At 69.8% G+C, this 25,167-nt stretch carries 19 protein-coding genes and 1 riboswitch; of the genes, 7 read left to right on the forward strand and 12 right to left on the reverse strand.

Annotated elements, in window-relative coordinates; genetic code table 11:
- Positions 1-60 precede the first annotated feature (60 nt).
- Positions 61-230: riboswitch (M-box (ykoK) riboswitch) on the forward strand.
- A gap of 249 nt (positions 231-479) precedes the next feature.
- Together RBS12_RS08845 and RBS12_RS08850 are read left to right on the forward strand one after the other, a co-directional pair.
- The gene (locus tag RBS12_RS08845) at positions 480-2,174 is read left to right on the forward strand and encodes an NRAMP family divalent metal transporter (protein ID WP_373886503.1); all 1,695 of its coding nucleotides are present in this window, start codon (positions 480-482) and stop codon (positions 2,172-2,174) included.
- 71 nt (positions 2,175-2,245) lie between these two features.
- A complete protein-coding gene (locus RBS12_RS08850; RefSeq protein WP_307965713.1) occupies positions 2,246-3,505 on the forward strand; it encodes a magnesium transporter MgtE N-terminal domain-containing protein in 1,260 nt (419 codons plus the stop codon).
- Between the two features lie 103 nt (positions 3,506-3,608).
- Here RBS12_RS08850 and RBS12_RS08855 read toward each other — a convergent pair whose 3' ends face one another.
- Positions 3,609-4,265, reverse strand: coding sequence for a MerR family transcriptional regulator (locus RBS12_RS08855; protein WP_307965714.1), 657 nt, complete (start codon positions 4,263-4,265; stop codon positions 3,609-3,611).
- 526 nt (positions 4,266-4,791) lie between these two features.
- Complete coding sequence (locus tag RBS12_RS08860) at positions 4,792-5,055, reverse strand: hypothetical protein (protein WP_307965715.1); 264 nt, start codon at positions 5,053-5,055, stop codon at positions 4,792-4,794.
- Between the two features lie 155 nt (positions 5,056-5,210).
- Here RBS12_RS08860 and RBS12_RS08865 point away from each other — a divergent pair, with 155 nt between their 5' ends.
- On the forward strand, positions 5,211-6,467 hold the full coding sequence (locus tag RBS12_RS08865; protein ID WP_307965716.1) for a helix-turn-helix transcriptional regulator: 1,257 nt from the start codon (positions 5,211-5,213) through the stop codon (positions 6,465-6,467).
- Between the two features lie 18 nt (positions 6,468-6,485).
- Here the strand turns inward: RBS12_RS08865 and RBS12_RS08870 are convergent, their stop codons facing one another.
- Positions 6,486-7,415, reverse strand: coding sequence for a phosphoribosylaminoimidazolesuccinocarboxamide synthase (locus RBS12_RS08870; protein ID WP_307965717.1), 930 nt, complete (start codon positions 7,413-7,415; stop codon positions 6,486-6,488).
- Complete coding sequence (purD, locus tag RBS12_RS08875; protein ID WP_307965718.1) at positions 7,415-8,713, reverse strand: phosphoribosylamine--glycine ligase; 1,299 nt, start codon at positions 8,711-8,713, stop codon at positions 7,415-7,417. The genes RBS12_RS08870 and purD overlap by 1 nt, the downstream gene beginning before the upstream one ends.
- 83 nt (positions 8,714-8,796) lie before the next feature.
- On the opposite strand from purD, the gene RBS12_RS08880 reads away from it, so the two are divergent.
- Both RBS12_RS08880 and RBS12_RS08885 read left to right on the forward strand, forming a co-directional pair.
- Entirely contained in the window at positions 8,797-9,816 is a 1,020-nt protein-coding gene (locus RBS12_RS08880) for an asparaginase (protein WP_307965719.1), read from the forward strand.
- A 155-nt stretch (positions 9,817-9,971) separates the two neighbouring features.
- On the forward strand, positions 9,972-10,457 hold the full coding sequence (locus tag RBS12_RS08885; RefSeq protein WP_307965720.1) for a sterol carrier family protein: 486 nt from the start codon (positions 9,972-9,974) through the stop codon (positions 10,455-10,457).
- Positions 10,458-10,657: 200 nt separating this feature from the next.
- On the opposite strand, the gene RBS12_RS08890 is transcribed toward RBS12_RS08885, so the two are convergent.
- Positions 10,658-11,425, reverse strand: coding sequence for an SDR family oxidoreductase (locus RBS12_RS08890; RefSeq protein ID WP_307965721.1), 768 nt, complete (start codon positions 11,423-11,425; stop codon positions 10,658-10,660).
- 183 nt (positions 11,426-11,608) lie between these two features.
- Between RBS12_RS08890 and aceE the strand changes: the two genes are divergently transcribed.
- Entirely contained in the window at positions 11,609-14,398 is a 2,790-nt protein-coding gene (aceE, locus tag RBS12_RS08895; protein ID WP_307965722.1) for a pyruvate dehydrogenase (acetyl-transferring), homodimeric type, read from the forward strand.
- A 207-nt stretch (positions 14,399-14,605) separates the two neighbouring features.
- On the opposite strand, the gene RBS12_RS08900 is transcribed toward aceE, so the two are convergent.
- From RBS12_RS08900 to RBS12_RS08930, 7 genes are all read right to left on the reverse strand, one after another.
- Positions 14,606-14,767, reverse strand: coding sequence for a hypothetical protein (locus tag RBS12_RS08900; protein ID WP_307965723.1), 162 nt, complete (start codon positions 14,765-14,767; stop codon positions 14,606-14,608).
- 248 nt (positions 14,768-15,015) lie between these two features.
- Positions 15,016-17,922, reverse strand: coding sequence for a molybdopterin cofactor-binding domain-containing protein (locus tag RBS12_RS08905; RefSeq protein ID WP_307965724.1), 2,907 nt, complete (start codon positions 17,920-17,922; stop codon positions 15,016-15,018).
- Between the two features lies 1 nt (position 17,923).
- On the reverse strand, positions 17,924-18,799 hold the full coding sequence (locus RBS12_RS08910) for an FAD binding domain-containing protein (RefSeq protein WP_307965725.1): 876 nt from the start codon (positions 18,797-18,799) through the stop codon (positions 17,924-17,926).
- Positions 18,790-20,112, reverse strand: coding sequence for an XdhC family protein (locus RBS12_RS08915; protein WP_307965726.1), 1,323 nt, complete (start codon positions 20,110-20,112; stop codon positions 18,790-18,792). Before RBS12_RS08915 ends, RBS12_RS08910 begins: the two co-directional genes overlap by 10 nt.
- A gap of 126 nt (positions 20,113-20,238) precedes the next feature.
- Entirely contained in the window at positions 20,239-21,783 is a 1,545-nt protein-coding gene (locus RBS12_RS08920; protein WP_307965728.1) for an NCS2 family permease, read from the reverse strand.
- A gap of 10 nt (positions 21,784-21,793) precedes the next feature.
- On the reverse strand, positions 21,794-22,300 hold the full coding sequence (locus tag RBS12_RS08925) for a nucleoside deaminase (protein WP_307965729.1): 507 nt from the start codon (positions 22,298-22,300) through the stop codon (positions 21,794-21,796).
- A 497-nt stretch (positions 22,301-22,797) separates the two neighbouring features.
- A complete protein-coding gene (locus tag RBS12_RS08930) occupies positions 22,798-23,553 on the reverse strand; it encodes an IclR family transcriptional regulator (protein ID WP_307965730.1) in 756 nt (251 codons plus the stop codon).
- A 209-nt stretch (positions 23,554-23,762) separates the two neighbouring features.
- Here RBS12_RS08930 and RBS12_RS08935 point away from each other — a divergent pair, with 209 nt between their 5' ends.
- Positions 23,763-25,145 carry an NAD-dependent malic enzyme gene (locus tag RBS12_RS08935; RefSeq protein WP_307965731.1) on the forward strand — a complete coding sequence of 461 codons (1,383 nt, stop codon included), beginning with the start codon at positions 23,763-23,765 and terminating at the stop codon, positions 25,143-25,145.
- Positions 25,146-25,167: the final 22 nt, after the last annotated feature.

Genomic DNA, 25,167 nt, shown 5'->3' on the forward strand with positions numbered 1-25,167 from the left:
GGCCCGGGTGATCGGGTGCGGGTACGCATGCGCACATTTTCATGTATGCTTTGTGGGCAAGGTGCCGTTCGTTAGCTGAGGCTCCTTCGCGTAAACAAGCCAGCGACCGTAAACGTCGAGAGACGCCACTGGTCAGGACAGGCTGCCCCGGGCTAAGGGGCAACCCCGATTGGCTCCCTCTTTGGAGGGTCACGACGCGGAGTGCCAAAGGTCTTACGAGGAAGGGCACCCCGGGTTTTCTGCCCGGGGCCTCCGGAGGCACGTGAAGAACGATTCCTGGAGGTGACTCGCTATGCCAAGCGGCGATAGTAGTACCTCCTCGCGCGCCCTCTGAGCGTTCCGCTCAGACTCGCTCGCAATCGCCCCTCACTTCCGTTCCCAGCGCGCTGCCCGCTCCATTTCGGAGCGCCGTCAGCGTGCCCGCTTCTCAATCCCCGGCCACAGCCGGGAGGAAGCAGGTCCCCGTGATCAAGACCCCAATGACCGCAGCCCGCCGACCGTCCGCAACCTCCACCCCCCGCGCCACCGCACACGGGTCAGGCGCCCCCGCCGGAAGCGCGGTGCTCGATTCCGCGCACGTCGGCGACATCAAGGGCGCCTTCGGAACCATCCGCGCCGACGACACCTCGACGCCGAAGAGCTGGAAGACGCGCCTCAAGACCCTCCTGGCCATCATCGGACCGGGCCTCATCGTCATGGTCGGCGACAACGACGCCGGCGCCTTCGGCACGTACTCGCAGGCCGGGCAGAACTACGGCACGAGCCTCCTCTGGACGCTCCTGCTGCTCGTTCCCGTCCTCTTCGTCAACCAGGAGATGGTCCTCCGGCTCGGCGTCGTGACGGGCGTCGGCCACGCCCGGCTTATCCTCGAGCGCTTCGGCAAGTTCTGGGGCGCGTTCAGCGCGATCGACCTGTTCATCCTCAACGCGCTCACAATCATCACCGAGTTCATCGGCATCAGCATCGGCCTGGACTACCTCGGCGTGCCCAAGATCCCCGGGGTCATCGTCGCTGCGCTCGTCGTCATCGCCGCCGCGAGCACGGGCTCGTTCAAGCGCTTCGAGCGCACCTGCATGGTCCTCGTCTTCGGCTCGCTCCTGCTCGTGCCCATCTTCTTCATGAGCAGCCCCGACTACGGCCAGATCGGGCACGACTTCGTCGTTCCAGGCGTCCCCGCGGGCTCGAGCATCGCGGACGTGACGCTCCTGATCATCGCGATCGTCGGCACGACCATCGCCCCATGGCAGCTGTTCTTCCAGCAGTCCTACGTGATCGACAAGCGCATCACCCCGCGCTACATGAAGTACGAGAAGGCCGACCTGTGGATCGGCATCGTCATCGTGGTCGTCGGGGCCGCCGCGATCATCTCCTTCACCGCCTTTGCGTTCGCGGGCCAGCCCGAGTTCGGGCAGTTCACCGACGCCGGCGGGGTCGCGCAGGGCCTCGAGAAGTACGTCGGGCACCTCGCGGGCATCCTGTTCGCGCTCGCGCTCATCGACGCCTCGATCATCGGCGCCGCCGCCGTCGGCCTCTCGACCTCGTACGCGCTCGGGGACGTCCTCGGCCTCAAGCACTCCCTGCACCGCAAGGTCAGCGACGCGAAGGGCTTCTACGCCGCCTTCGCCGGGATCATCCTGCTCTCCGCCGTCATCGTGATCATCCCGGGCAGCCCGCTCGGCCTCCTCACCGTCGGGGTCCAGGTCCTGGCCGGGGTCCTGCTTCCCTCCGCGACCGTGTTCCTGCTCCTCCTGTGCAACGACAAGGCCGTCATGGGCCCATGGGTCAACGGCAAGGCGATGAACATCTTCACCTCCGCCGTCATCGCGGTCCTCATCATCCTCTCGATCGTGCTCACGTCGGCCACGCTCTTCCCGGGCATCGACGGCACCACCATCCTCGAGATCCTCGGCGGCGGCGCTGCCCTCGCCCTCCTCGTAGGCCTCGGGATGTTCACCGCGCGAGCGATCGCGAAGGCACGCGGCGGAATCTCGGCGGCTCCCGCCGTCGACCGTTCGGAGCGGCACACCTGGCGCATGCCCCCGCTTGCCCTGCTCGAGCGCCCGCAGCTCTCGCTCGCGCGGCGCGTGGGGCTCGGCACCCTGCGCCTCTACCTCCTGATCGCGATGGTCCTCGTCATCATCCGCGTCGTGCAGCTCGCGCTCGGCGCCGCCTGACCCTCATTCCCAAGTCACTCGGGCTGACGTACAGTCGTCCGAGAGGCCGACGTGCCCCTGAAAGGTATGACATGAACGTCGCTACCCAGACCTTGTCCCTGTCCACCGTCCTGCGCCGCCCCGTCACCGACTCCGACGGCCACCGCACCGGAACTCTCGCCGACGTCATCGTGCGGCTCCGGAAGGACAACTACCCGCTCGTCACGGGCCTCGTCGTCGCGATTGGCGGCAGCCGCACCTTCATCCCGGCCAGCGACCTCGCGGTGCTTGCCCCCGAACGCGTCGAGCTCGGGCACGGCCCCGCGGACGTCGGCGAATTCAAGCGCCGCGAGGGCGAAGTGCTCCTCTCCGAGGACGTCCTCGGCCACCGCCTCATCGACCTCTCCCGGGTCACGTTCGTCAAGGCGTATGACGTCCAGCTCAGCCCCGTCCTCGACGGCTGGGCCGCGACGGGGCTCGACGTGCATCGACGCCGCTGGCTCGGCCTCGGTCCCCGCCATGCCGCGCACGCGCCCCGGGACTGGATGGACTTCGAGCCGCTCATCGGCCACGCCGAGTCGGCCCGGGTGCGCCAGGCGACAGGGCGTATCCCCGAGCTCAAGCCCGCCCAGATCGCGGACATCATCGAGGAAGCGACCGAGCACGAGCAGGACGAGCTCCTCGCCCAGGTCCACGCCGACCCCGAGCTCGAGGCGGATGTCTTCGAGGAGCTCGACGAGGATAGCCAGTCCGAACTCTTCAAGGACCGCTCCGACGCCGAGGTGGCCGAGGTGCTCGCCCGCATGCAGACCGACGACGCGGCGGACGCGATCATGGACCTCCCGCAGGAACGTCGCTCGTCCGTCCTCGAGCGGCTGCCCGACGCGCAGCGCGCCGACGTCTACCGGCTCCTCGGCTACCACGACCTCACGGCGGGCGGGCTCATGGGCACGGACTTCATCGCGCTTCCCGCGACATCGACCGCCGCGGAAGCCCTCGCGGCCGTCCGCGGCGCGGGCGACATCCAGCCGCAGGCCCTCGTGACGCTCTACTCGCTGAATCCCGACGGCACTCTCGAGGGCGTTCTGAGCCTCGCCCAGGCCGTCCAAGCCGATCCGGCGGAGCGGCTCTCGGAGCTCGCCGACCCTGACGTTGTGCTCGCCTCGCCGGCGGACGACGTCGTCGACGTCACCACGCGTATGGCGGACTTCAACCTGCTCGCCCTGCCCGTGGTCGACGACGAGCGCCGGATCATCGGCGTCGTCACCGTCGACGACGCGCTCGAGGCGGCCATCCCCGAGGACTGGTCGCGCCGCGAGAGCAACCACCGGGAGACAGGGTCCGAGGGCTAGAGGGAGACCCGCTGGCCCGCATACATGCGTCCCCCGCGCCAGGTCGTGCACCTCGAGCGGCTCCTCGCCGGATTCCCGCTGTTCGGCCAGGCGCGGGAGCCCCTCACTGCGTGGTAACCCGCGCCGCGTAGGAGCGCGCCCGCACGGCCATGGGAACGCTGCGTTCGATCGCGATGGATCGGCTGGTCTGGGCGAGGGCGAGGAGTTTGAGGACGAGCTCGCGGCGCATGTGCATGCCGACGGCGACGTGGGCGACGAGGGCGTCGAGGTCCTCGGAGGAGGCGGCGTGGTCGAGGTCGACGTGGGCGATGAGGTCCACGGCCCGGCTGTAGACGTCCAGGGCCGCGGGCGGGACGGCGATCCCGAGGCGGTCCATCTCCTCGAGGTGGGCGTCGAGGGCGCCGCGGGCGGCGGTGGGCACGTCGGGCCAGCCGCGCAGGGCGACGACGGCGTTGCCGGCCGGGGCGCGCCCGGGCACGGGCTCGCCGAGCGACTGGACCTCGCGCTGGAGCGACTTCATGATCTCGACCCGGCTCGCGCCGGCGTCGATGAGGGCGGTGATGGCGCGGATCTGGGCAATGCTGAGGTCGTTAACCCCGCGCAGGGTCTGGATCGTGGCGATGCGGCGCGCGTGCGACGCGTCGTAGTCCGAGCGGGTCGCGGTCAGCGGCCGCCCGGGCGGGAGCAGGCCCTCGCGCAGGTAGAACTTGATGCTCGCGATGGGCACGCCGGTCAGGCCGCTGAGCTCGCGCAGCTGCATAGTCCGTTGACTCCTCATTCCCCCCATCGAAAACGACAAACCCCAACAAAGATACAGGAATGACAGCGTCGGGAAAACTCGGATATACGACACGCTAAATGCAAGGATAGTTCGGCGGCAACGAGGTATCGTCGCACCAGAGAATTTGACGGGATCGATGCGCGGAAAGGGTACGGGATCAACAATTGAAGCCACTGCTCGAACCCAGCGAGGACCGTCTCAGCCGCGCCATAGCGGGGATGCCGCCCCTCGCCGATTCCCTCCCGGGAGCAGTTTCGCGACGTCGCAATCGCACCGAAGTGCCACGCGATGAAGCCGATCTAAATGTCCGCAAAACCGGACGTCCGGAATATTCGAACACGTCTAACGGATTCCCCGGACGGCCCATACAAACCAAAAGGCCCCGCCACCATCAAAGGTGGGCGGGGCCCTTGGCGCGCTCCTCCGGGTCGCAAATCAACAGCGGAATGGAGGGGAACCAGACGCCAGCCTCTCGGCGATCTGGCTCTGAGCGGCGAAGGTCAGGTCAGAAGCTCTGCTTCATCGGGTCCGGCCAGTTGCCGATCGCGGTCGCCGACATCGGGTCCGGCCAGTTGCCGATGGCCGTGGCCTTCATGGGGTCGGGCCAGTTGCCGATCGCCGTGGCCGACATCGGATCCGGCCAGTTGCCGATGGCCGTGGACTTCATGGGGTCCGGCCAATTACCGATCGCGGTCGTCGAAGCTACCGAAACGCCTCCCAGCGCCAGAGCGCCCACGAGGGCGAACGACGCTGTCAACTTCTTCAGCATGTCATGTCCTTATGTTGTAGCGGGTGCATTCGGGCAGAGCGTGCTTTGTCGTGATTGACACACCAAGTAAAATAACATCCACAGCCAGTGTCAAGCCGCCAACGTACCGATTGCCCTGTTCAGCCGGTAAGGCGGCTCCGCGGTAGGAGGAAGTTGTGGGGAGCGGATTCGGAGAGAAGCTAAGGGCCGAGCGACTTGAGCGCGGCCTGACGCAGGCCGAGCTCGGTAAGGACCTGTACTCACCGAGCTATATCTCTCTGCTCGAAACCGGTCGTCGCGAGCCGACGCCCGAGGTCATCCAGGAGCTCGCGCGCCGCCTCGAGCTTGCCCCCAAGGCCCTCGAGGCCTGGAGCCAGCCCGTCTCCGTCAACGACGCCGAGTACGTCCTCGCAGGGCTGTACGCCCGGCAGGCGTGGGACATGCGCGACTATGCGCAGGCCGCGAGCCACGCCGCAACCGCCGCCCAGTTCGCCCTCGAGGGCAAGAACAACAGCGCGTGGTGGAACATGACCTACATGCAGGCCGAGTGCCTCATGAAGCAGGGCCAGCTGGCGGAATGCCAGCGGATCGTCCAGCATCTCCTCGAGCACCCCATCATCGCCGAATCAGATGGCCTTGCCGTGCGCGCGCATCAGATGCTCGCCGCGGTGTGCCACGGCCTCGGCCAGCTGGGCACCGCCGTCGAACATGCCCGGGAGGCCGTGCGCCTCGGCGCCCAGCTCCCCGCAGGCTCGACCATCTACATCGGTGCGCTGCGCGCGCTCATCGGCGCCCTCGCCGAGAGCGGTCGCCTCGACGAGGCGTGGGATTACTGCCGGATCCTCGGCACCCTCGTCGACGACGAATCCATGGGACAGCTCTCGGGCGAGGTCGAATGGGTCATCGGCAACGTGGCCTTCATGCGCGCCGACTACGAAGAGGGCGTCAAGCACCACGAGCGCGCCGCGAAGCTCCTCTCCCCCGCGAACGACATCGAACTGTGGGCGCGGTTCAACAAGGCCTCCGCCGCCGTCCGCCTCTCCGGCGGGATCGTCGAGCCGGAGACCCTCGCCGCGATCGAACGCGCCGAGCTTGCCCTCTCGATTGTGGGCGGATCGCGGCCCGAACAGCTCGAAGTCGCGTTCATCCGCGCCCGCTGGCTCTACCTCAACGGAGAGATCACCGCCGCGATCGAGCGCCTCAAGGAGATCCACGGCGAGAAGAACGTGCTGGGCCGCCACACCGCGGGCGAGGTCGCGCTCCTGTACGGCCGGGCCCTCAAGGCACTCGGCCGCAACGACGAAGCGCTCGAGCTGCTCAAGGACGCCCGCGAGCAGTTCAGCTACGCGGGCGCCTCGGACAAGGTGCAGCAGACCATGGACGCGATCCTCGAGATCCGCCTCGCCCAGCAGCGCTCGGACCGCCCGGCTTAGAGGCCCGAGGCCGCCGACTCAGGCCTCGAAGCGGCGGCCCGTGAGCTTCTCGTACGACTCGACGTACCGCGCGCGCGTGCGCTCGACGACGTCGGCCGGCAGCGCCGGGGGCTCCTCGCCCGACGCGCGGTCCCAGCCCGCGGCCGGAGACACGAGCCAGTCGCGCACGAACTGCTTGTCGAACGAGGGCTGCGCCTTGCCGGGCTCCCACGTCGCCGCATCCCAGAAGCGAGAGGAATCCGGGGTGAGCACCTCGTCCCCGAGCGTGATGTAGCCGGTCACGGGGTCGAGGCCGAACTCGACCTTCGTGTCCGCAAGGATGATCCCGCGCCCGCGCGCGATCCGCTCGGCCTCGCGGTAGAGCTCGAGGGTGAGGCTGCGCAGCTGGGCCGCGGCGTCGTCGCCCACCATCCCGGTGACGTCCTCGTAGGTGATGTTCTCGTCGTGCTCCCCGACCTCGGCCTTGGCCGACGGCGTGAAGATCGCCTCGGGCAGGCGCGAGCCGTCCACGAGCCCCTCGGGAAGCCGGATGTCGCACACCGTGCCGCGCTCGCGGTACTCCACGAGCCCCGAACCCGTAAGGTACCCGCGCGCGATGCACTCGACCGGATACATCTCAAGCCGCCGGCAGATCATGGCGCGGCCCTCGACCTCGGCGGGGACGCCGTCGTCCGCCGTCGAGCCGAGCACATGATTCGGCACGTTGAGCTGCTCGAACCACCACAGGCTCAGCTGGGTGAGGATGCGGCCCTTGTCCGGGATCGTGCTCGAGAGCACGTGGTCGTAGGCGCTGATGCGATCGCTCGCCACCACGAGCACCTGGTCCGCAGGCCCGTCGATCGGTTCGTAGAGGTCGCGGACCTTGCCCGAATAGACGTGCCGCCAGCCCTCGAGGACCGGGGCCTCAGTCTGGAAGCCGCGAGTCCCGGGGTTGCCGAAGTCGGCCATCAGACGCCTGCCTTCCCGGCCCGCTCCGGGACCGTGACCTCGCCGCGCGCCGCCTTGGCCGCGATGTCCGAACGGTACTGGCCGCCGTCGAGCCGGATGAGGCCGATGCCCTCGTAGGCTCGTTCGCGCGCCTCCTGGAGGTCTTCGCCGAGGGCGACGACCGCGAGCACGCGCCCGCCGGCGCTCACGACGTTGCCATCGTCGTCGAGCGTCGTGCCCGCGTGGAGGATGTGCACGCCGTCGACCGCGCCGGCCTTCTTGAGGCCGCGAATGCGGTCGCCCGTCCGCGGCGTGTCGGGGTAGTTCTCGGAGGCGAGGACGACGGCGACCGCGGACTCGCGCGACCAGCGCAGCTCTTGCGCCTCGCCGAGACGGCCCTTTGCGGCCGCGAGGAGAAGCCCGCCGAGCGGGGTCTTGAGGCGAGCGAGGACGGCCTGCGTCTCGGGGTCGCCGAAGCGCGCGTTGAACTCGATGACGCGCGTGCCGCGCGACGTGAGCGCGAGGCCGCAGTACAGCACGCCCACGAACGGGGTTCCGCGCTTGGCCATCTCGTCGACGGTCGGCTGCGCGATGCGCCGCACGACCTCGTCGACGAGGCCCTCGGGCGCCCAGTCGAGCGGCGTGTACGCGCCCATGCCGCCTGTGTTCGGGCCGCGGTCGCCGTCGTAGATCCGCTTGAAGTCCTGCGCGGGCGAGAGCGGAACGACCGTCTGGCCGTCGCTCAGGACGAAGAGCGAGACCTCGGGCCCGTCGAGGAACTCCTCGATGACCACCGTGCCGCCCGCGTCGAAGCACGCCCGCGCGTGGGCAAGCGCCGCCTCGCGGTCCTCGGTCACGACGACACCCTTGCCAGCCGCGAGCCCGTCGTCCTTGACGACGTAGGGGACGCCGAACGCATCGAGCGCGTCCGCGGCCTCGTCGGCGTTCGCGGCGACGCGGGCCATCGCCGTCGGGACACCGGCCTCCGCCATGATCTGCTTCGCGAAGGCCTTGGACGCCTCAAGCTGGGCGGCCTCGCGGCTCGGGCCGAAGACGGGGATCCCCGCGGCGCGGACCGCGTCCGAGACACCCGCGGCGAGCGGCGCCTCGGGGCCGACGACGACGAGGTCCACCTCGAGCTTCTGGGCGAGCTCGGTGACGGCAACGGGGTCGTTCGCGTTCACGGCATGAGTCGGCACGACCTGCGCGATGCCCGCGTTCCCGGGCGCGGCATGCACCTCGGAAACAGCCGGATCGGCCAGGAGGGAACGGACGATGGCGTGTTCGCGGCCTCCGGGGCCGATCACGAGAACCTTCACCCCCCAAGGGTATCGGGCAGGCCGCGCGCCGTGCACCGCGGGGCATCCCGTGACGGCCGATCCCGTCCGCATAGACTGCGCTCATGGCCTCCCACGCAACTTTCACGGTGGACGACGCCGTGGAACTCGCTGTGATCGAACGCAGCGGCTTCGTCGAGTCCCGCCACATCGGCTCCGCCGTCGTGCTCGCGGGCGACGGCACGGTCGTGACGACGCTCGGGGACATCCGCACACCCGTCTTCGGACGCTCCTCGCTCAAGCCGCTCCAGGCCCTCGCGACGCTTCGCAGCGGCGTCCCGCTCCGCGGCGCACAGGTGGCGCTCGCGTGCGCCTCCCACGTCGGCTCGCTCGACCACATGGACGTCGTCGAGGGGATGCTCAAGGCCGCAGGCCTGCGCGAATCGGACCTCCAATGCCCGCCCGACTGGCCGAACGACGAGGACGCCCGCGCGTGGCTCATCCGCTCCGAGACCGGCCAGCGCCGCCTCGCATTCAACTGCTCGGGCAAGCACGCGGGCTTCCTGTGGGCCTGCTCCGTCAACGGCTGGGACCGCCGCAGCTACCTCGAGCCGAACCACCCGATCCAGCAGCGCGTGCGCGAGACGATCGAGGAGTACACGGACGAGCGCATCTCCCACCTCGGCATCGACGGCTGCGGGGCGCCCGTCGCCGCCGTGTCGCTCACAGGGCTCGCGCGTGCATACTCGCGGCTCGCGAAGGCCGCCGGCTCGGGGCGGGACAACGTCGGCGACGCGCGGGCGGCCACGATTGCGACGTCGATGCTCGACTACGCGTGGGCCGTCCAGGGCCGGGGCCGCGAGAACACGGTCGTCATGCAGGAGCTCGGCATCCTCGCGAAGGGCGGCGCCGAGGGCGTCCTCGTCGTCTCGACGGCCCACGGCGCGGCGGCCGCCGTCAAGATGCTCGACGGGAACGCCCGGGCTGCGACGCTCGTCGCGCTCACGATGCTCGCGGCGGCGGACGCCGTCGACGTGCCCGACGTCGCCCGGGTCCTCGAGGCCGTCGTCGAGCCGATCATGGGCGGGGGCCGCCCTGTTGGACGCATCCGGCTGGGGCGCGCCGTCTCGGCGCTGCTGGATTAGGCTGCGGGACAGAGCTGCGTGCCGCGTTCCCGCCCGGTTGTGATTTCCCAATCGGTCGGAAGCCCGGCGTGGCGGACGGGACACGGCTCGCGCGCCGTAAGAAGTGGGCCAGAGCGCTCGCTAGCGTGGCTTCTGATACGGCGAAAGGACTGACAGTGCCCCCGAGACGGAGAATAGCGGTCGACGACGGACGCGCGGCCGTCGCACAGTGGCGCGCCGCGCGCGGCGAGCAGCCCCGCGGCGAGCAGCCCCGCGGCGAGCAGCCCGGCGGCGAGGAGCCCGGCGGCGAGGAGCCTCTCGAAGCCGGGTCGGCGCCGTCGTCTGCCCTGCCTGCCCTGCCTGCCCAACCTGCCCTGCCGCGCCCGACGCTGGCGACGGCGGTGCGGTACACGCTCGAGGAGCTCGCAAGCCGCGCTCCGGGGAATTCCGTCGAGGTCCGGGTCCCGCCGTTCGGCGTCGCGCAGTGCATCGAAGGGCCGCGGCACACGCGCGGGACCCCACCGAACGTCGTTGAGACTGACGCCGAGACGTGGCTCGGCCTCGCGACCGGCTCCCTCGCATGGGCTGACGCCCTCACGTCTGGGAAGCTCAGCGCATCGGGGACGCGGACGGACCTGAGCGAGCTCCTGCCGCTCGCGTGAGATCGCGGTCCGCCGGCTCGCCTCAGCTCCGCCGGCTCGCCTCAGTTCCGCCGGCTCGCCTCAGTTCCGCCGGTTGGCCTCAGTTCCGCCGGTTGGCCTCAGCTCCGCCGGTTGGCCTCAGTTCCGCCGGCCCCAACCCCCGCCCATGCGGCTGATCCCCTTCGCAACCGGATTTCCGGCGGTTCTGCGACGCGACGGAACTACCCCCGCCCCACGAACGGCATGCCCGCGGCCGTGATGAGGAGCGAGCCGACGGTCGCCGAGGGCGGGAGGGACGCCATGAGGAACACGGCGTTGGCGGCCTCCTCGACGGGGAACGTCGGCTCGACGCGGCGCGAGCCGTCGGCCTGGAGCGCGCCCTCGCCGACGCCGAGCGTGCTCATGATCTCGGTTTGCGTGTTGCCGATGTCGATCTGCCCGCACGTGATCCCGTAGGGTCGCCCGTCGAGCTCGATGCTCTTTGTCAGGCCCGTGATCGCATGCTTCGTCGCGGTATAGGCGACGGACTTGGGGCGCGGGCTGTGCGCCGAGATCGAGCCGTTGTTGATGATGCGCCCGCCCTGGGGAGTCTGCGCCTTCATGGCCCGGAACGCTGCCGCCGCGCACAGGAAGCTGCCCGTGAGGTTCACCGCGACGGTCGCATCCCAGCCGGCCGGGTCGATCTCGCCGATCTCCCCCGACGGCCCGAACATGCCCGCGTTGTTGAACAGCACATCGACCCGACCCCACCGGCCGGCGACCTCGGAGAAGAGGCGCTCGACGTCGTCTCGCGCCGTCACGTCCGCGGCGACGGCGAACGCGCGGTCACCGAAGCCCTCGGCGGCGGCTGCGAGCGGCTCGGCCCGCCGCCCGGCCAGGGCGACGTTCCAGCCCTCGGCGAGGAGCCTGCGGGCGACGGCGCGGCCGATCCCCGTCCCGGCGCCCGTCACAATCGCGACACGCTGCGCAGCGGGTGCTGCCATGTTCATAGAGTCTCCTCGGGTCGTTAACCACTTGACGAGCATCCGGCGGACGCGTCACTCTTAATCCACATTGCAATATTTCGTTTCCATTATACGGAAGAATGGAAACGACGGCGTTGGCTAGGCCATCGCGGGATGACGAAGTCCCGATGGACGAGCGCGCGAACCCCGCGCGAAGAGAGGTTGCACGTGTTGACTGGAGAGAATACTCAGGACATCCTCAGCGGTCTCGGAGCCCAGCTCCCCGATCGGGATCCGGAGGAGACCGCCGAATGGATCGAGTCCTTCGACGCCCTCGTCCACGAGCGCGGCACGGAACGCGCCCAGTTCATGGTGCGCAATATCCTCCAGCGCGCGGGAGCCCAGAGCGTCGGCGTCCCCATGGTGACGACGACGGACTACGTCAACACGATTCCGGCAGACCAGGAGCCCGAATACCCGGGCAATGAAGAAGTCGAGCGGAAGTACCGCGCGTGGATGCGCTGGAACGCGGCGATCATGGTGCACCGCGCGCAGCGTCCGGGCATCGGGGTCGGAGGGCACATCTCGACCTACGCCGGCGCGGCCACCCTTTACGAAGTCGGCTTCAACCACTTCTTCCGGGGCAAGGACCACACCGGCGGAGGCGACCAGGTGTTCTTCCAGGGGCATGCGTCGCCGGGCATGTATGCCCGCGCGTTCATGGAGGGCCGCCTGACCGAGGAGGACCTCGACGGATTCCGCCAGGAGAAGTCGCACCAGGGCCACGCCCTCTCGTCCTACCCGCACCCGCGGCTCATGCCGTCGTTCTGGGAGTTTCCGACCGTGTCCATGGGCATCGGCCCGATGAACGCGATCTACCAGGCGCAGTCGAACCGCTACCTCCAGCAGCGCGGGATCAAGGACACCTCGGACCAGCACGTGTGGGCGTTCCTGGGCGACGGCGAGATGGACGAGCCCGAGAGCCGTGGCCTGCTCCAGCTCGCGGCGAACGAGAACCTCGACAACCTCACGTTCGTCGTCAACTGCAACCTCCAGCGCCTCGACGGGCCCGTGCGCGGCAACGGCAAGATCGTCCAGGAGCTCGAGGCGTTCTTCCGCGGCGCGGGCTGGAACGTCATCAAGGTCGTGTGGGGCCGCCAGTGGGACTCGCTCCTCGGCAAGGATCGCGAGGGCCACCTCGTCCGGATCATGAACGAGACCCCGGACGGCGACTACCAGACCTACAAGGCCGAGGACGGCGGGTTCGTCCGCGAGCACTTCTTCGGGAAGTCGCCCGAGACGAAGGAACTCGTCGCGGACCTCACGGACGAGCAGATCTGGAACCTCAAGCGCGGCGGCCACGACTACCACAAGGTGTACGCGGCCTATAAGGCGGCCACCGAGTTCAAGGGCAAGCCCACGGTCATCCTCGTCAAGACGGTCAAGGGCTACGGCCTGGGCTCCCATTTCGAGGGCCGCAACGCGACCCACCAGATGAAGAAGCTCACGCTCCAGGACCTCAAGGACTTCCGGGACCACCTCCGCATCCCGATCACGGACGAGCAGCTCGAGGCGAACCCCTATCTCCCGCCGTACTACCACCCCGGCCTCGACGCGCCCGAGATCCAGTACCTCCTCGATCGCCGGCGCGCGCTCGGCGGTTCGGTTCCCGAGCGGCGGAGCAAGCACGCCGAGGTGACGCTTCCGCCGTCGTCCGCCTATGCCGTCGCCGCGCGCGGCTCGGGGAAGCAGCAGGCCGCGACCACGATGGCCTTCGTGCGCCTGCTCAAGGACCTCATGCGGGACAAGGAGTTCGGTCGCCGGATTGTGCCGATCGTCCCGGACGAGAGCCGTACCTTCGGTATGGACGCGTTCTTCCCGACCGCGAAGATCTACAACCCGAAGGGCCAGAACTACCTCTCGGTGGACCGCGACCTCGTGCTCGCGTACAAGGAGTCGCCGGCCGGCCAGCTCATCCACCCGGGCATCAACGAGGCGGGGGCCGTCGCGGCGTTCACCGCCGCCGGGACTTCGTATGCAACGCACGGCGAACCGCTTGTGCCGATCTACGTGTTCTACTCGATGTTCGGCTTCCAGCGCACGGGCGACTCGTTCTGGGCCGCGGGGGACCAGATGACGCGCGGCTTCATCATCGGCGCCACCGCGGGCCGCACGACCCTCACGGGCGAGGGCCTCCAGCATGCCGATGGGCACTCCCCCATCCTTGCCTCGACCAACCCGGCTGTCATCACGTACGACCCGGCATACGGGTACGAGATCGGCCACATCGTGCGGGCTGGGCTCGAGCGGATGTACGGCGGGGCACATCCTGATCCGAACGTCATGTACTACCTCACGGTGTACAACGAGCCGATCGTCCAGCCCGCCGAGCCGGAGGGCCTCGACGTCGACGCACTGCTCAAGGGCATGTACCGCCTGCCTGGGCGTGGTTCGGGCGGCGCCGATGGGAATGGAACCGCCGACGACGCCGTCTCGCGCCTTGCGGACGACGCTCCCCGCGCGCAGCTGCTCGCCTCCGGCGTCTCCGTGCCGTGGGCCATCGAGGCGCGCCGCCTCCTCGCCGAAGACTGGGGCGTAGCCGCTGACGTGTGGAGCGTGACCTCGTGGACCGAACTACGCCGCGACGGCCTCGCCGCCGAGGAGCAGGCGTTCCTGCACCCCGAAGCCGAGGCGCAGGTGCCGTTTGTGACGCAGCAGCTCGCGGGCACTCGTGGGCCGGTCGTGGCCGTGACCGACTACATGAAGTCGGTGCCGGACCAGATCCGCCAGTTCGTCCCGGGCGACTACGCCGTCCTCGGTGCCGACGGCTTCGGCTTCTCGGACACCCGCGCCGCCGCCCGCCGGTTCTTCAAGATCGACTCGACGTCCGTCGTCGTCCGCACGCTCCAGATGCTCGCCCGCCGCGGCGAGATCTCGCCGGACGCGCCGCGCGAGGCGATCACGAAGTACCAGCTCCTCGACGTCAACGCGGGCCCGGAGGCCAGCACGGAGGAGTAATCCTCCGTTCAGGGGTCACCTCCCGCGGGTGCGCGCCCGTTCAGGGGTCACGTCCCGCCGGTGCGCGCCCGTTCAGGGGTCACGTCCCGCGGGTGAACTCCCGTTTGGGGGTCACCTCCCGCGGGTGCCACCCACGGGACGTGACCCCCGAACGTCAAAGAAGAGAGCTCCCGACACATGGTCGAGAGCCCTCTTCTTCGCGTCTGGTCAGCGGGCGGCGAACCAGCCGAGCACGCGCGTGAACCAATCGCGACGCTCGTGCCGGTCGGCGCTTACCGCGAAGTCGGGATCCGTGGTCCACTCTCGGGGAATGTAGACGGCTGCCGCCTCCTGCGTGGGTGCAAGCTGGTTGATCTCTTTCGTGGGCATCTTCCTCCCCTTTCTGGACTCGTTGCTCATTCGCTCTTCCATATGTCGGAAAAAGTTTTCTGATACATGAAATTCTAGGTGGGATACCGGTTGGGGGTCAAGAGTTTGGCCTCGCTCCAGCCCGTTTCTTCCGGGCCAAAATCGTGGCGCGGCCCAACACGCCGTGTTCCTGACCGATTGGGACATCACAACCGGACAGGAACGCAACGAGCAGCGAGCAGGGCCCGGGCCACGCGGCGGCGGACCCTCTACGCGCCCAGCGCGGTCGCGGGCGCGGGTGAGGCGGGCCGCAGGGGCAGGGCCAGGCCAGCCTCCTTGAGGGCGAGATAGATCCGGTCCCGTGTGACCGGGAGTTCCGTGAACCGAAGCCCCGTGGCCGCCCGCAGTGCGTTGGCGAGGGCCGGCGCGACCGGATTGAACGGGCTCTCGCTCATCGACTTCGCCCCGAGGGGCCCCAGCGCGTCCGACGTCTCCGCGAAGTACACCTCGCTCCGGGGAACGTCCGCGAAGGTCGGGATGTGGTACTGCCGCAGGATGTCGGTGGTCACCCTCCCGGTGTCGTCGACGCGGACCTCCTCCCACAGGGCCGCGCCGAGAGCCTGCGCAATCCCGCCTTCGACCTGGCCGCGACACTGCCGTGGGTTCACCACGACCCCGGCATCCGCGGCCTGGACGCTCTGCAGGATCTGCAGCTCGCCCGTTCCGCGGTGCACGGCCACGCGGAAGCCGTGGACGTTGAACGCGACCGAGCGCGGCGTGCCGCCCCAGCGGCCCTCGGCGGTCAGCTCGACGCCCCGCGCTGCCGCCGCGGCCGCCACCTCGGCCAGCGGGATCCTCCGGCCCGAACGGACGACGGCGCCACCCACGAGGGTGCATTCGTCACCGCCCAGCCCGCCCACGTCGGGCCCGGCGGGGACCGTCTCACGGACGAAACCCACGATCCGAGCGGCGAGCTCCTCGGCCGCGGCAAGCGTCGCCTTCCCGGCCACGACGGTTCCGGTGGAGCCGAACGCGCCCGTGTCGTACTCGGTGAGGGCAGTGTCGGCATTCCGGAGGACGACGTCCGAGGCCCCGGCCGAGAGCGCCGTCGCCGCGAGCTGCACGTGCACGGTGCTCGTGCCGTTGCCGAACTCGGCCGTGCCGACGTCGAGCCCGTAGCGGCCATCCGGCAGGAGAGCGATCCGCGAATGAGCGTAGTGCCCGCGCGGGGGCACGGTGTCGATCATCGACAGGGCGGAACCCTCGCCGACCATCCACTCGGGCCCGAGCTCGCCGGTGCCGAGGGGGCCATTGGCACTGAAAACCCGATTGAACTGCCGCTCGCGCTCGCGGCCGCGCTTGAGCGCCTTCGTCACAAGCCGCACGCACTGGTCGAGGCCGTAGCTCCCATACAAGACGTCCGGCTCGGGCTCGGGGTGCGAAGCAATCATCGGGTCGCCCCGGTGCACCATGTTGCGCCGGCGGAACTGCAGCGGGTCCATGCCGATCCCGGCCGCGAGCTCGTCCACGGCCGATTCGACCGCGAAGATCATCTGGCTCAGCCCGTAGCCCCGGAACGCCCCAGCGGGAACCGTGTGCGTGTAGACGCTCCGCGCGTCGATCTTCTTGTTCGCGCACCGGTACACGCTCACGGACTCGTTGCAGCCGTGGAACATGACGCCGGGACCGTGGTTCCCGTAGGCGCCCGTGTCGGCCACGACGTCGAACGCGAGCGCCGTGAGCGTGCCGTCCCGCTTCGCCCCGGCGCGCACGCGGATAGTAAACGGGTGCCGCGTGGTCGAGGCCTGGAACTGCTCCGTGCGCGTGAACTCAAGCTGCACGGGCCGGCCGAGCCGCAGGGCCGCGAGCGCCGCGACATCCTCAGTCAGGACCTCCTGTTTGCCGCCGAAGCCGCCGCCCACGCGCCCTGTGACCACGCGGACTCGATCGAGCGGAAGCCCGAAGATCCGCGAGAGCGTGCGTCGCGCGAGGAACGGGACCTGGGTCGAGGACCGCACGACGAGGGACCCCGAACCGCCGAGCGGATCGCCCTCGGTCCACGCGATCGAACAGTGCGTCTCGAGCGCGACGTGCTGGACGCGGTGGGTCCTGAACGTGTCCTCATAGACGAAATCCGCAGCAGCGAGGCCCGCCTCGACGTCCCCGACCTCCGAGTGGAGCTCCGCGACGACGTTCCGCAAGGGGTCAGCGATGCGCGCGGCAGCGGCGTCCTTCTCGCCATGCACGAGTGGCGCGCCGGGGACGAGCGCGTCTTCCGGGGTGAAGACGGCCGGCAGCACGTCATAGTCGACGACGACGGCGCGCACCCCTGCTTCCGCCGCCGCCACGGTCTCGCCCACGACGGCGGCGACCCGCTGACCGCGGAAGCGCACGACCGTGTCGAACAGGCGCGTGTCGTCAGGATCGTCCTCGACGAGCTCGTGCTGGGCGGTGGAATACAGCACGCCGGGATCGTCGTCGGGCGTGAACACCGCGACGACGCCGGGCACCGCGAGCGCGGCGGCAGCATCGATGGACCGGATCCGGGCATGGGCGTGCGGCGAGGGGACGAGCTTGAGGTGCAGGAGCGCAGCCTGGCCTCCGGGGACTTCGGCGTCCGTGACGTCGAGCGTGTACCGCTCGGCACCCGTCACGATGCGGGCGCCTGCGAGCGCCGGGACATCCTCGCCCAGCTGCCCGTCCGTTGGCCCACCCTGCCCCGCGCCGGTAACGGCGGCTTCGATCGCGGCATAGCCCGTGCACCGGCACAGGTTCCCCTTGAGATTCCGGGGCAGGTCGGCGAGCTGGCCGCCGTCGAACGTTGCCGCCGTCATGACCATGCCGGCCGTGCAGAAGCCGCACTGGAAGCCCTGCGCGTCGACGAATTGGCGCTGCATGGGGTGCAGGTCCTCCTTCCCCGTTTCCCCCAGCGCGCCGTGCGAGCACGTCGCCGCGAGACCCTCGATCGTCGTGATGGCGTGGCCCTCGGCGCGCTGCGCCGGGTAGAGGCACGAGTGCACGGGCACGCCGTCGACGTGCACGGTGCACGCGCCGCAGTCACCGGCGTCGCAGCCCTTCTTGACGCCGAGGGCGCCCTGTTCGCGCAGGAAGGTGCGCAGGCACTGGCCCGGCCGGGGCGTCCCGTCCGCGGGGTGGCCGTTGATCTCGATGGCCATGTCAGGCTCCTCGCTGTTCATGGGGCGGCTGCGCCGCCGGCCACCCGCCCGGGTCCGCGCACAGTTCAAGCCGGAGCTCCTCGCCGAGCCGGTAGGTCATGTCGCGGCGCCACACGGGCAGGCCGTGGATGTCGTCGTGGTAGAGGTCGGTGGGGATCGCGGCGTCGAGCGCCTCGGCGAGGGCGACGGCGTCGGGCAGCTCCGCGTGACCGAAGCGGAGCTGGACGGGCCGCTTCGTCGACGCCGTGACGGTCAGCACGAAGCCGCCGTCCGGATCTCGCCGCCCGATGAGCAGCACGCCCGAACGCCCCAGATTGCTGAGCGAGAGGCGGCGGAACGCCGTGCGGGCGCGCAGCGCGTGCCCGGGGAGCCGGATCGAGCGGATGAGCTCGCCTGGCGCGAGCGCGTTGCGGCCGTCGCCCGTCACAAGCTCGGCGACGGCGAGCTCGCGCGCGCCGTGGGCACCCCACAGGGTCGCGACGCCGTCGAGCCCCGCGCACAGGGACGTCATCGGCCCCGCGGGGAGCGACGTCGCGATGTTGCCGCCGACCGTCGAGAGGTTCCAGATCTTGAACGAGGCGACGAACGCGTCGCAGCACGGGCGCACGACGGCGAGCCCCGGCCACCGCGCGACGGCCGCCCCGCCCGGGTCCCCCAGGCCCCACAGCCGCGCGACGGTGCACGTGGCCGCGAGCGTCAGGCCGTCCGCGTCCTCCTCGATGGGCTCCCAGCCCGCGGACGTGAGGTCGAGGAGGCGCTTGAGCGTCTGGCTCCCGTAGGAGAACAGCACGGTGCCGCCCGCGAGCCACGCGTCGCCGTCGCGCCACTCGGCGGGGTCGGCGGTGGGGACGAGAGCCTCGATCGTGTTCAGGTCCATGAGGGCTCACCCTTCCGCTCTCGTTCCAAGTCCTTCCGCTCCCATCCAAGGGTCACGTCCCGCGGGTGGCTCCGCCCAAGGGTCACGTCCCGCGGGTCCTCACCCGCGGAAGGTGACCCCTGAACGGAGTGGATGCGGCCGGGGCGGTCGCGAAGCGGCGCGCCCGTCGCGGCGCCGGGAGCCCGCGACGCGACGACCTCGGCGAGGATCGAGACCGCGACCTCGGCGGGGGTCACGGCTCCGAGGTCGAGGCCGATCGGCGAATGCAGCCGCGCGAGGTCCAGCGGCCCGTGGCCGGCTTCGAGGAGCGACGCGATGCGCTGCTCGTGGCTGCGGCGCGATCCCATCGCCCCGACGTATGCCAGGTCGAGCCGCAGGGCCGCGTCGAGGAGCGGGACATCGAACTTGGGGTCGTGGCTCAGGACGCACACGACGCTGCGCGCGTCGAGCCGCCCGGCGGCCGCCTCCGCGGCGAGATACTCGTGCGGCCACGCGACCGCGACCTCGTCCGCCGCGGCGAAGCGCTCCTGCCCGGCGAACGCAGGGCGCGCGTCGACGAGCGTCACGCGGTAGCCCAGGAGCTTCGCGGCCGGGATGAGCGCCGCCCCGAAGTCGTTCGCGCCGACGACGACGAAGCGCGGCGCCGGCAGGCGGCTCTCGACGAGGAGCCGCACGGGCCGCGCTCCGGGGACGCAGCCGCCCGCCGGTTCCACGAGCACGACGGCGGTGCTCCCCTGAGCAAGCACGGGTCCCACGAGCGCTGCGGCGCGGCGGGCGGTCTCGCCCGCGCCGGGGAACAGGCCAGCGAGCGCGCGGGCCAACTCGGTCCGGTCCAGCTCGGCGAGTCCCGCGGGCGGCGCGGTGAGCAGCACGAGGCGGGCGGCGCCGTCGTGCACCGCGGTCTCGCCCTCAGCGGCAAGGCGACGGACGACGGCGAACGGCGCCCGGGTGCCGGCGACGAGTGCCCGCGCGGCCTCCGTGGCGAGGGGTTCGAGGTGGACTTCGAGTTCGCCGCCGCACGTGAGGCCCACGGCGAACGGGTCATCGGGGCTGAAGCCGAAGCGCTCGAGGCGAGCGGCGCCGTCGTCGATCACGTCGAGCGCTGCTGCGACGACCGAGGCCTCCACGCAGCCCCCGGAGAGGCTGCCGAGGACCCGCGGCGCAGCGCCGTCGGCGACGGGCGGGGCGACGAGCATGGACGTGCCGATGGGCCGCGGCACCGACCCGCTCGCCGCAACAACGGTCGCGACGGCGCAGCGCTCCCCTCGGGACGCGGGCTGCCAGGCGGGCAGCGTGCTCAGGAGCTCGATCACTGGCTCCCCCTTCTAAGTGGATGTAGTCAATGGTGCGCCCGCGGGGGCCCGGAGCGTCACATCCGGGGGCCCCGCGGGCGCGGTCTAGGGGTGGTTTTCCTGTCGGTGAGAATTCGGGTGCGCGGCCTAGCCGCCCGCCCCGATGAGGTGCCCCAGCGGCCCGCGCACGAAGTACACGATGAACCCGACGGCGACGATCCACATGAGCGGGTGGATCGAGCGCGCTTTGCCGCTCGCGGCCCGGATCACGACCCACGTCACGAACCCGGCGCCGATGCCGTTCGCGATCGAGTAGGTCAGCGGCATCGTGACGATCGTGAGGAAGGACGGCAGCGCGATGTCGAACCTCGTGAAGTCGATCTCGCGGATCTGTCCGGCCATCATCGTGCCGACCACGACGAGCGCCGCGGACGCGACCTCGAGCGGGACGACGCTCGTGAGCGGCGTGAGGAACATCGAGCCGAGGAACAGCGCCCCCGTGACGACGGACGCGAGGCCCGTGCGGGCGCCCTCGCCGATGCCGGCGGCCGAGTCGATGTACACGGTGTTCGACGAGCCCGAGTTCGCGCCGCCGAGCACCGCGCCGAAGCCCTCGATGATGAACGCCGACTTGAGCCGCGGGAACGTGCCGTCCTGGTGGGCGACGCCCGCGCTCTTCGCAAGGCCCGTCATCGTGCCCATCGCGTCGAAGAAGTTCGTGAACACGAGCGTGAACACGAGCGTGATGGCCGCGAGCACGCCGACCCGGCCGAAGGCGCCGAAGAGGTCGAAATGGCCCACGAGGCTCAGGTCCGGGATCGAGACGAGCTGCCCCGAGAGGACGGGCGTGTTGAGGTGCCAACCGTCGGGGTTGTTCGGTCCGCCGGCGCCGATGTGCCAGATCGCCTCGACGGCCATCGCGAGCACCGTCGTCGCGACGATGCCGATCAGGATGCCGCCCTGGATCTTCCGCGCAACGAGGATACCCATGAGGATCAGCCCGACGATGAACACGAGCGTCGGCAGCGTGGTGATGGAGCCGTCGTGGCCGAGCTGGACCGGCGGGCCGGCCTTCGTGCCGCGGACGAAGCCCGAGTCGACGAAGCCGATGAACGCGATGAAGAGGCCGATGCCGACCGTGATGGCGGCCTTGAGCTCTCGCGGGACGGCCCGGAAGATCGCGGTCCGCGCGCCGGTCACGCCGAACACGACGATGAGCACGCCGTTGATCACGACGAGGCCCATGGCCTCAGGCCACGAGACGTCCTTGACGACGGCGACGGCGAGGAACGAGTTGATCCCGAGCCCCGCGGCGAGCCCGAAGGGGAGGTTCGCGAAGATGCCGAAGAGGATCGTGAGGACGCCCGCGGTGAGGCCCGTGATGGCCCCAACCTGGGCGGCGGGGAGGAACGCGCCCGTGACGTCCGTGGGCGCTGTGTTCGAGTTGAACCCGCCGAGGATGAGCGGGTTGAGGATCACGATGTACGCCATCGTGAAGAACGTCACGAGGCCGCCGCGGATCTCGCGCGGAATCGTCGAGCCCCGCTTCGTGATGCTGAAGACTCGGTCGAGGAGTCCCCCGCGGGAAGGCGAGGTGCGCACCTCGCCCGCGGGCGCCGTCGTCGTCTGCGTGACGGTTTCGGGCTCGGGTTCGAGCTCGTCAGTGGACACAGTGCTGGTGTTGATGCTCATCGCGGCCGCCTCAGTACTCGATGCGCTGCGCGAAGCTCGACCACTGCTCGAAGGGCGCCGTGCGGCGGATCCCCTCGGGCTCGGCGTGCACGACCGGCATCGAGCGGAGCTCGACGGGCGTGTCGAAGTAGTCGTAGAACGCGGCGTCGTCGAAGCCCGCTGCCGCGGCGTCGTGACGGTCCGCGGCGAAATGGACGACGGCGATGCGCGCCCAGAGTGCCGACGCGAGGCACATGGGGCACGGCTCGCAGCTCGAGTAGAGCACGGCGCCGCTCAGGTCGAACGTGCCGAGCGCGCGGCACGCCGTGCGGATGGCCGTGACCTCGGCGTGGGCGGTCGGGTCGTTGTTCGCGGTGACGCGATTGACGCCGTCGAAGATCTGGCCGTCGGCACTGACGACCACGGCGCCGAACGGGCCGCCGTTCTCGAGGACGTTCTGCGCGGCGAGCTGGACTGCTCGCGCAAGGTGAAGGCTGCTGTCCACGGAAGTGGACGTGCGGCTGGGGATGGTGGTCATGGGGAGACTCCCTCACTTGGGGAAGTCCAGCCCGACCGGGGAGAAACGGGAAACCGAGGCCGACCAGACTTCCATAGCTCTGCTTTGAGGATGCCTGGTAGATAGCTTCCCGGGATCCGCTTACTCGGATCGCCCGGGGGCCCGCCGTGACACATCGACGATAGCAAGCCGATGTGAGCTAGGCCATAGTTTTGCGGAACTTTTTTGGAATCCCATTTCCGCCTAGTGGAATCCCACCTCATCCAAGGGTCACCACCCGTGGGTCGCGCCTCATCCAAGGGTCACCACCCGCGGGTCGCGCGCGAAAGCACCCACCGAAGGTGACCCCCAAACGCGCCCACACCCACCGAAGGTGACCCCCAAACGCGCCCACACCCACCGAAGGTGACCCCCAAACGCCCCACACCCACCGAAGGTGACCCCCAAACGCCCCACACCCACCGAAGGTGACCCCCAAACGCCCCACACCCACCGAAGGTGACCCCCAAACGGGGGCGCTACGCCCGGTTGAGGTCCTCCGAGATCCGCGCCGCAGCCTCGCGCAGGAGCGGGACGGCGCGCTCGCCGAACGCTTCGTCAACCCGGGACACGGGGCCGGACACGGAGATCGCCGTCGGCGTCGGCGCGTTCGGGACCGCCATCGAGAAGCAGCGCACGCCGATCTCCTGCTCCTGCTCGTCGATCGAATACCCGCGCGCGCGGATCTTGTCGAGGTCCGCGAGGAGCGTCTCGACGTTGCCGATGCTGTACGGCGTCGGGGTCGGCATGCCCTGGCGGCCGACGATGGCTCGGACCTGCTCGTCGCCGAGCTGGGAAAGGATCGCCTTGCCCACGCCGGTGTCGTGGGTGTGGGCGCGACGGCCGACCTCGGTGAACATGCGCATCGAATGCGGCGAAGGGACCTGCGCGACATAGATGACCATGTCGGAATCGAGCACGGCCATGTTCGCGGTCTCGCCGAGGAGGTCGACGAGCGTGCGGAGCTCGGGCTGGGCGAGCGCGCCCAGCTGCTTGTTGGCGCCCTCGCCGAGGCGGATGAGCCGGGGGCCGAGCGCGTACCGGCGATTCGCGAGCTGCCGGATGTAGCCGAGCGAGACGAGGGTGCGCAGGAGCCGGTGGATCGTCGGCAGAGGAAGCTCGGTCGACGACGAGAGCTCGCTCAGCGTGACGTCGCCGCCGGCGTCCGTGATGAGTTCGAGGAGCTCGAAGACGCGCTCGACCGACTGAACGCCGCCTGAGGCCTTCTCGGCCATGGTGTCCTCCAAGGGGGTAGCGGCCGGATACTGGTCCCGGCATTAATTATCCGCATCCCGGAAACACTGCGGCTATCACCACGATAACGCAGCATCCCCGCACCGGGCCGTGCCACGTCGCGGGACTTGTTTTTCCAAGATGTAGACAATAATATCCGTAGTACGGAAATTGATCGAGGCCGATGCCTCCCCGACCGAAGGACGATTCAATGGCGAGTCCCAGCCCCGGAAACTCCATCACCCTCCGCGTCGACGCGCCGTCGCGCATCAGCATCACGGGCGAGCTCGCCGCCGCTGTCGCGGCCGCCGGCGCCCCGGTCACGGCCCTCGACATCAGCGAGTCCCACCACGACCGCCTCGTCGTCGACATCACGTGCAACACGACGTCGGAGCAGCACGCCGAAGACGTCGCCGCCGCGCTCAACGCGCTCGACGGCGTGAGCGTGCGCAAGGTCTCCGACCGCACCTTCCTCATGCACCTCGGCGGCAAGCTCGAAGTCGTCCCGAAGGTGCCCCTCCGCAACCGCGACGACCTCTCGCGCGCCTACACCCCCGGCGTCGCCCGCGTGTGCCTCGCGATCGCCGCGAACCCCGAGGACGCCCGCCGCCTGACGGTGAAGCGCAACACGGTCGCCGTCGTCACGGACGGCTCGGCCGTGCTCGGCCTCGGCAACATCGGCCCGGCCGCCGCCCTCCCCGTCATGGAGGGCAAGGCCGCGCTCTTCAAGCAATTCGCGAACGTCGATGCGTGGCCCGTGTGCCTCGACACGCAGGACACCGAGGAGATCATCAAGATCGTCAAGGCGATCGCGCCAGTCTATGGCGGCGTGAACCTCGAGGACATCGCCGCTCCCCGCTGCTTCGAGATCGAGGCCCGCCTCCGCGAAGAGCTCGACATCCCCGTGTTCCACGACGACCAGCACGGCACGGCCATCGTGACGCTCGCCGCGCTCGTCAACGCGCTCAAGCTCGTCGAGAAGAAGATCGAGGACGTCCGGATCGTCGTCTCGGGCGTCGGCGCCGCGGGCAACGCGATCATCCAGCTGCTCCTCGCGCAGGGCGCGAAGAACATCGTCGCGTGCGACCGCAAGGGCGCGATCCACAAGGGCCTCGAGCTCACGGACGCGCACCGCATCTGGATCGCCGAGAACACCAACCCCGAGTCCTTCTCGGGCACGCTGCACGAGGCGCTCAAGGGTGCCGACGTGTTCATCGGCGTCTCCGCGCCGAACCTGTTCGGCCCCGAGCAGGTCGCCACGATGGCCGAGAACGCGATCGTCTTCGCGATGGCCAACCCCGATCCCGAAACCGACCCGATCGCCGCTGCCGAGTACGCCGCCGTCGTCGCCACCGGCCGCAGCGACTTCCCGAACCAGATCAACAACGTCCTCGCGTTCCCCGGCGTCTTCCGGGGCCTGCTCGACGCTGGCGTGGCCGACATCAAGCCTGCCATGCTGGTCGCGGCCGCACAGGCCATCGCGGCACGCGTCTCGGACGAGGAGCTCAACGCGAGCTTCATCATCCCGAGCGTGTTCGATCCGCACGTCGCGCAGGACGTCGCCGCGGCCATCGTCGCCGTGGCCCACGCGTAGTTCTTGACAGTTCAGGGAACCA

It is taken from the genome of Sinomonas sp. ASV322 (genome assembly GCF_030908245.1).
Lineage (GTDB): Bacteria > Actinomycetota > Actinomycetes > Actinomycetales > Micrococcaceae > Sinomonas.

Bases quoted from the DNA above. Each gene is read 5' to 3' on its own strand.
- RBS12_RS08905 (WP_307965724.1), bottom strand. From the start codon at position 17,922: ATGGCCATCGAGATCAACGGCCACCCCGCGGACGGGACGCCCCGGCCG.
- RBS12_RS08845 (WP_373886503.1), top strand. From the start codon at position 480: ATGACCGCAGCCCGCCGACCGTCCGCAACCTCCACCCCCCGCGCCACC.
- RBS12_RS08855 (WP_307965714.1), bottom strand. From the start codon at position 4,265: ATGCAGCTGCGCGAGCTCAGCGGCCTGACCGGCGTGCCCATCGCGAGC.
- RBS12_RS08850 (WP_307965713.1), top strand. From the start codon at position 2,246: ATGAACGTCGCTACCCAGACCTTGTCCCTGTCCACCGTCCTGCGCCGC.
- RBS12_RS08930 (WP_307965730.1), bottom strand. From the start codon at position 23,553: ATGGCCGAGAAGGCCTCAGGCGGCGTTCAGTCGGTCGAGCGCGTCTTC.
- RBS12_RS08890 (WP_307965721.1), bottom strand. From the start codon at position 11,425: ATGAACATGGCAGCACCCGCTGCGCAGCGTGTCGCGATTGTGACGGGC.
- RBS12_RS08920 (WP_307965728.1), bottom strand. From the start codon at position 21,783: ATGAGCATCAACACCAGCACTGTGTCCACTGACGAGCTCGAACCCGAG.
- RBS12_RS08925 (WP_307965729.1), bottom strand. From the start codon at position 22,300: ATGACCACCATCCCCAGCCGCACGTCCACTTCCGTGGACAGCAGCCTT.
- RBS12_RS08935 (WP_307965731.1), top strand. From the start codon at position 23,763: ATGGCGAGTCCCAGCCCCGGAAACTCCATCACCCTCCGCGTCGACGCG.
- RBS12_RS08910 (WP_307965725.1), bottom strand. From the start codon at position 18,799: ATGGACCTGAACACGATCGAGGCTCTCGTCCCCACCGCCGACCCCGCC.
- RBS12_RS08900 (WP_307965723.1), bottom strand. From the start codon at position 14,767: ATGCCCACGAAAGAGATCAACCAGCTTGCACCCACGCAGGAGGCGGCA.
- RBS12_RS08860 (WP_307965715.1), bottom strand. From the start codon at position 5,055: ATGCTGAAGAAGTTGACAGCGTCGTTCGCCCTCGTGGGCGCTCTGGCG.
- RBS12_RS08880 (WP_307965719.1), top strand. From the start codon at position 8,797: ATGGCCTCCCACGCAACTTTCACGGTGGACGACGCCGTGGAACTCGCT.
- RBS12_RS08870 (WP_307965717.1), bottom strand. From the start codon at position 7,415: ATGGCCGACTTCGGCAACCCCGGGACTCGCGGCTTCCAGACTGAGGCC.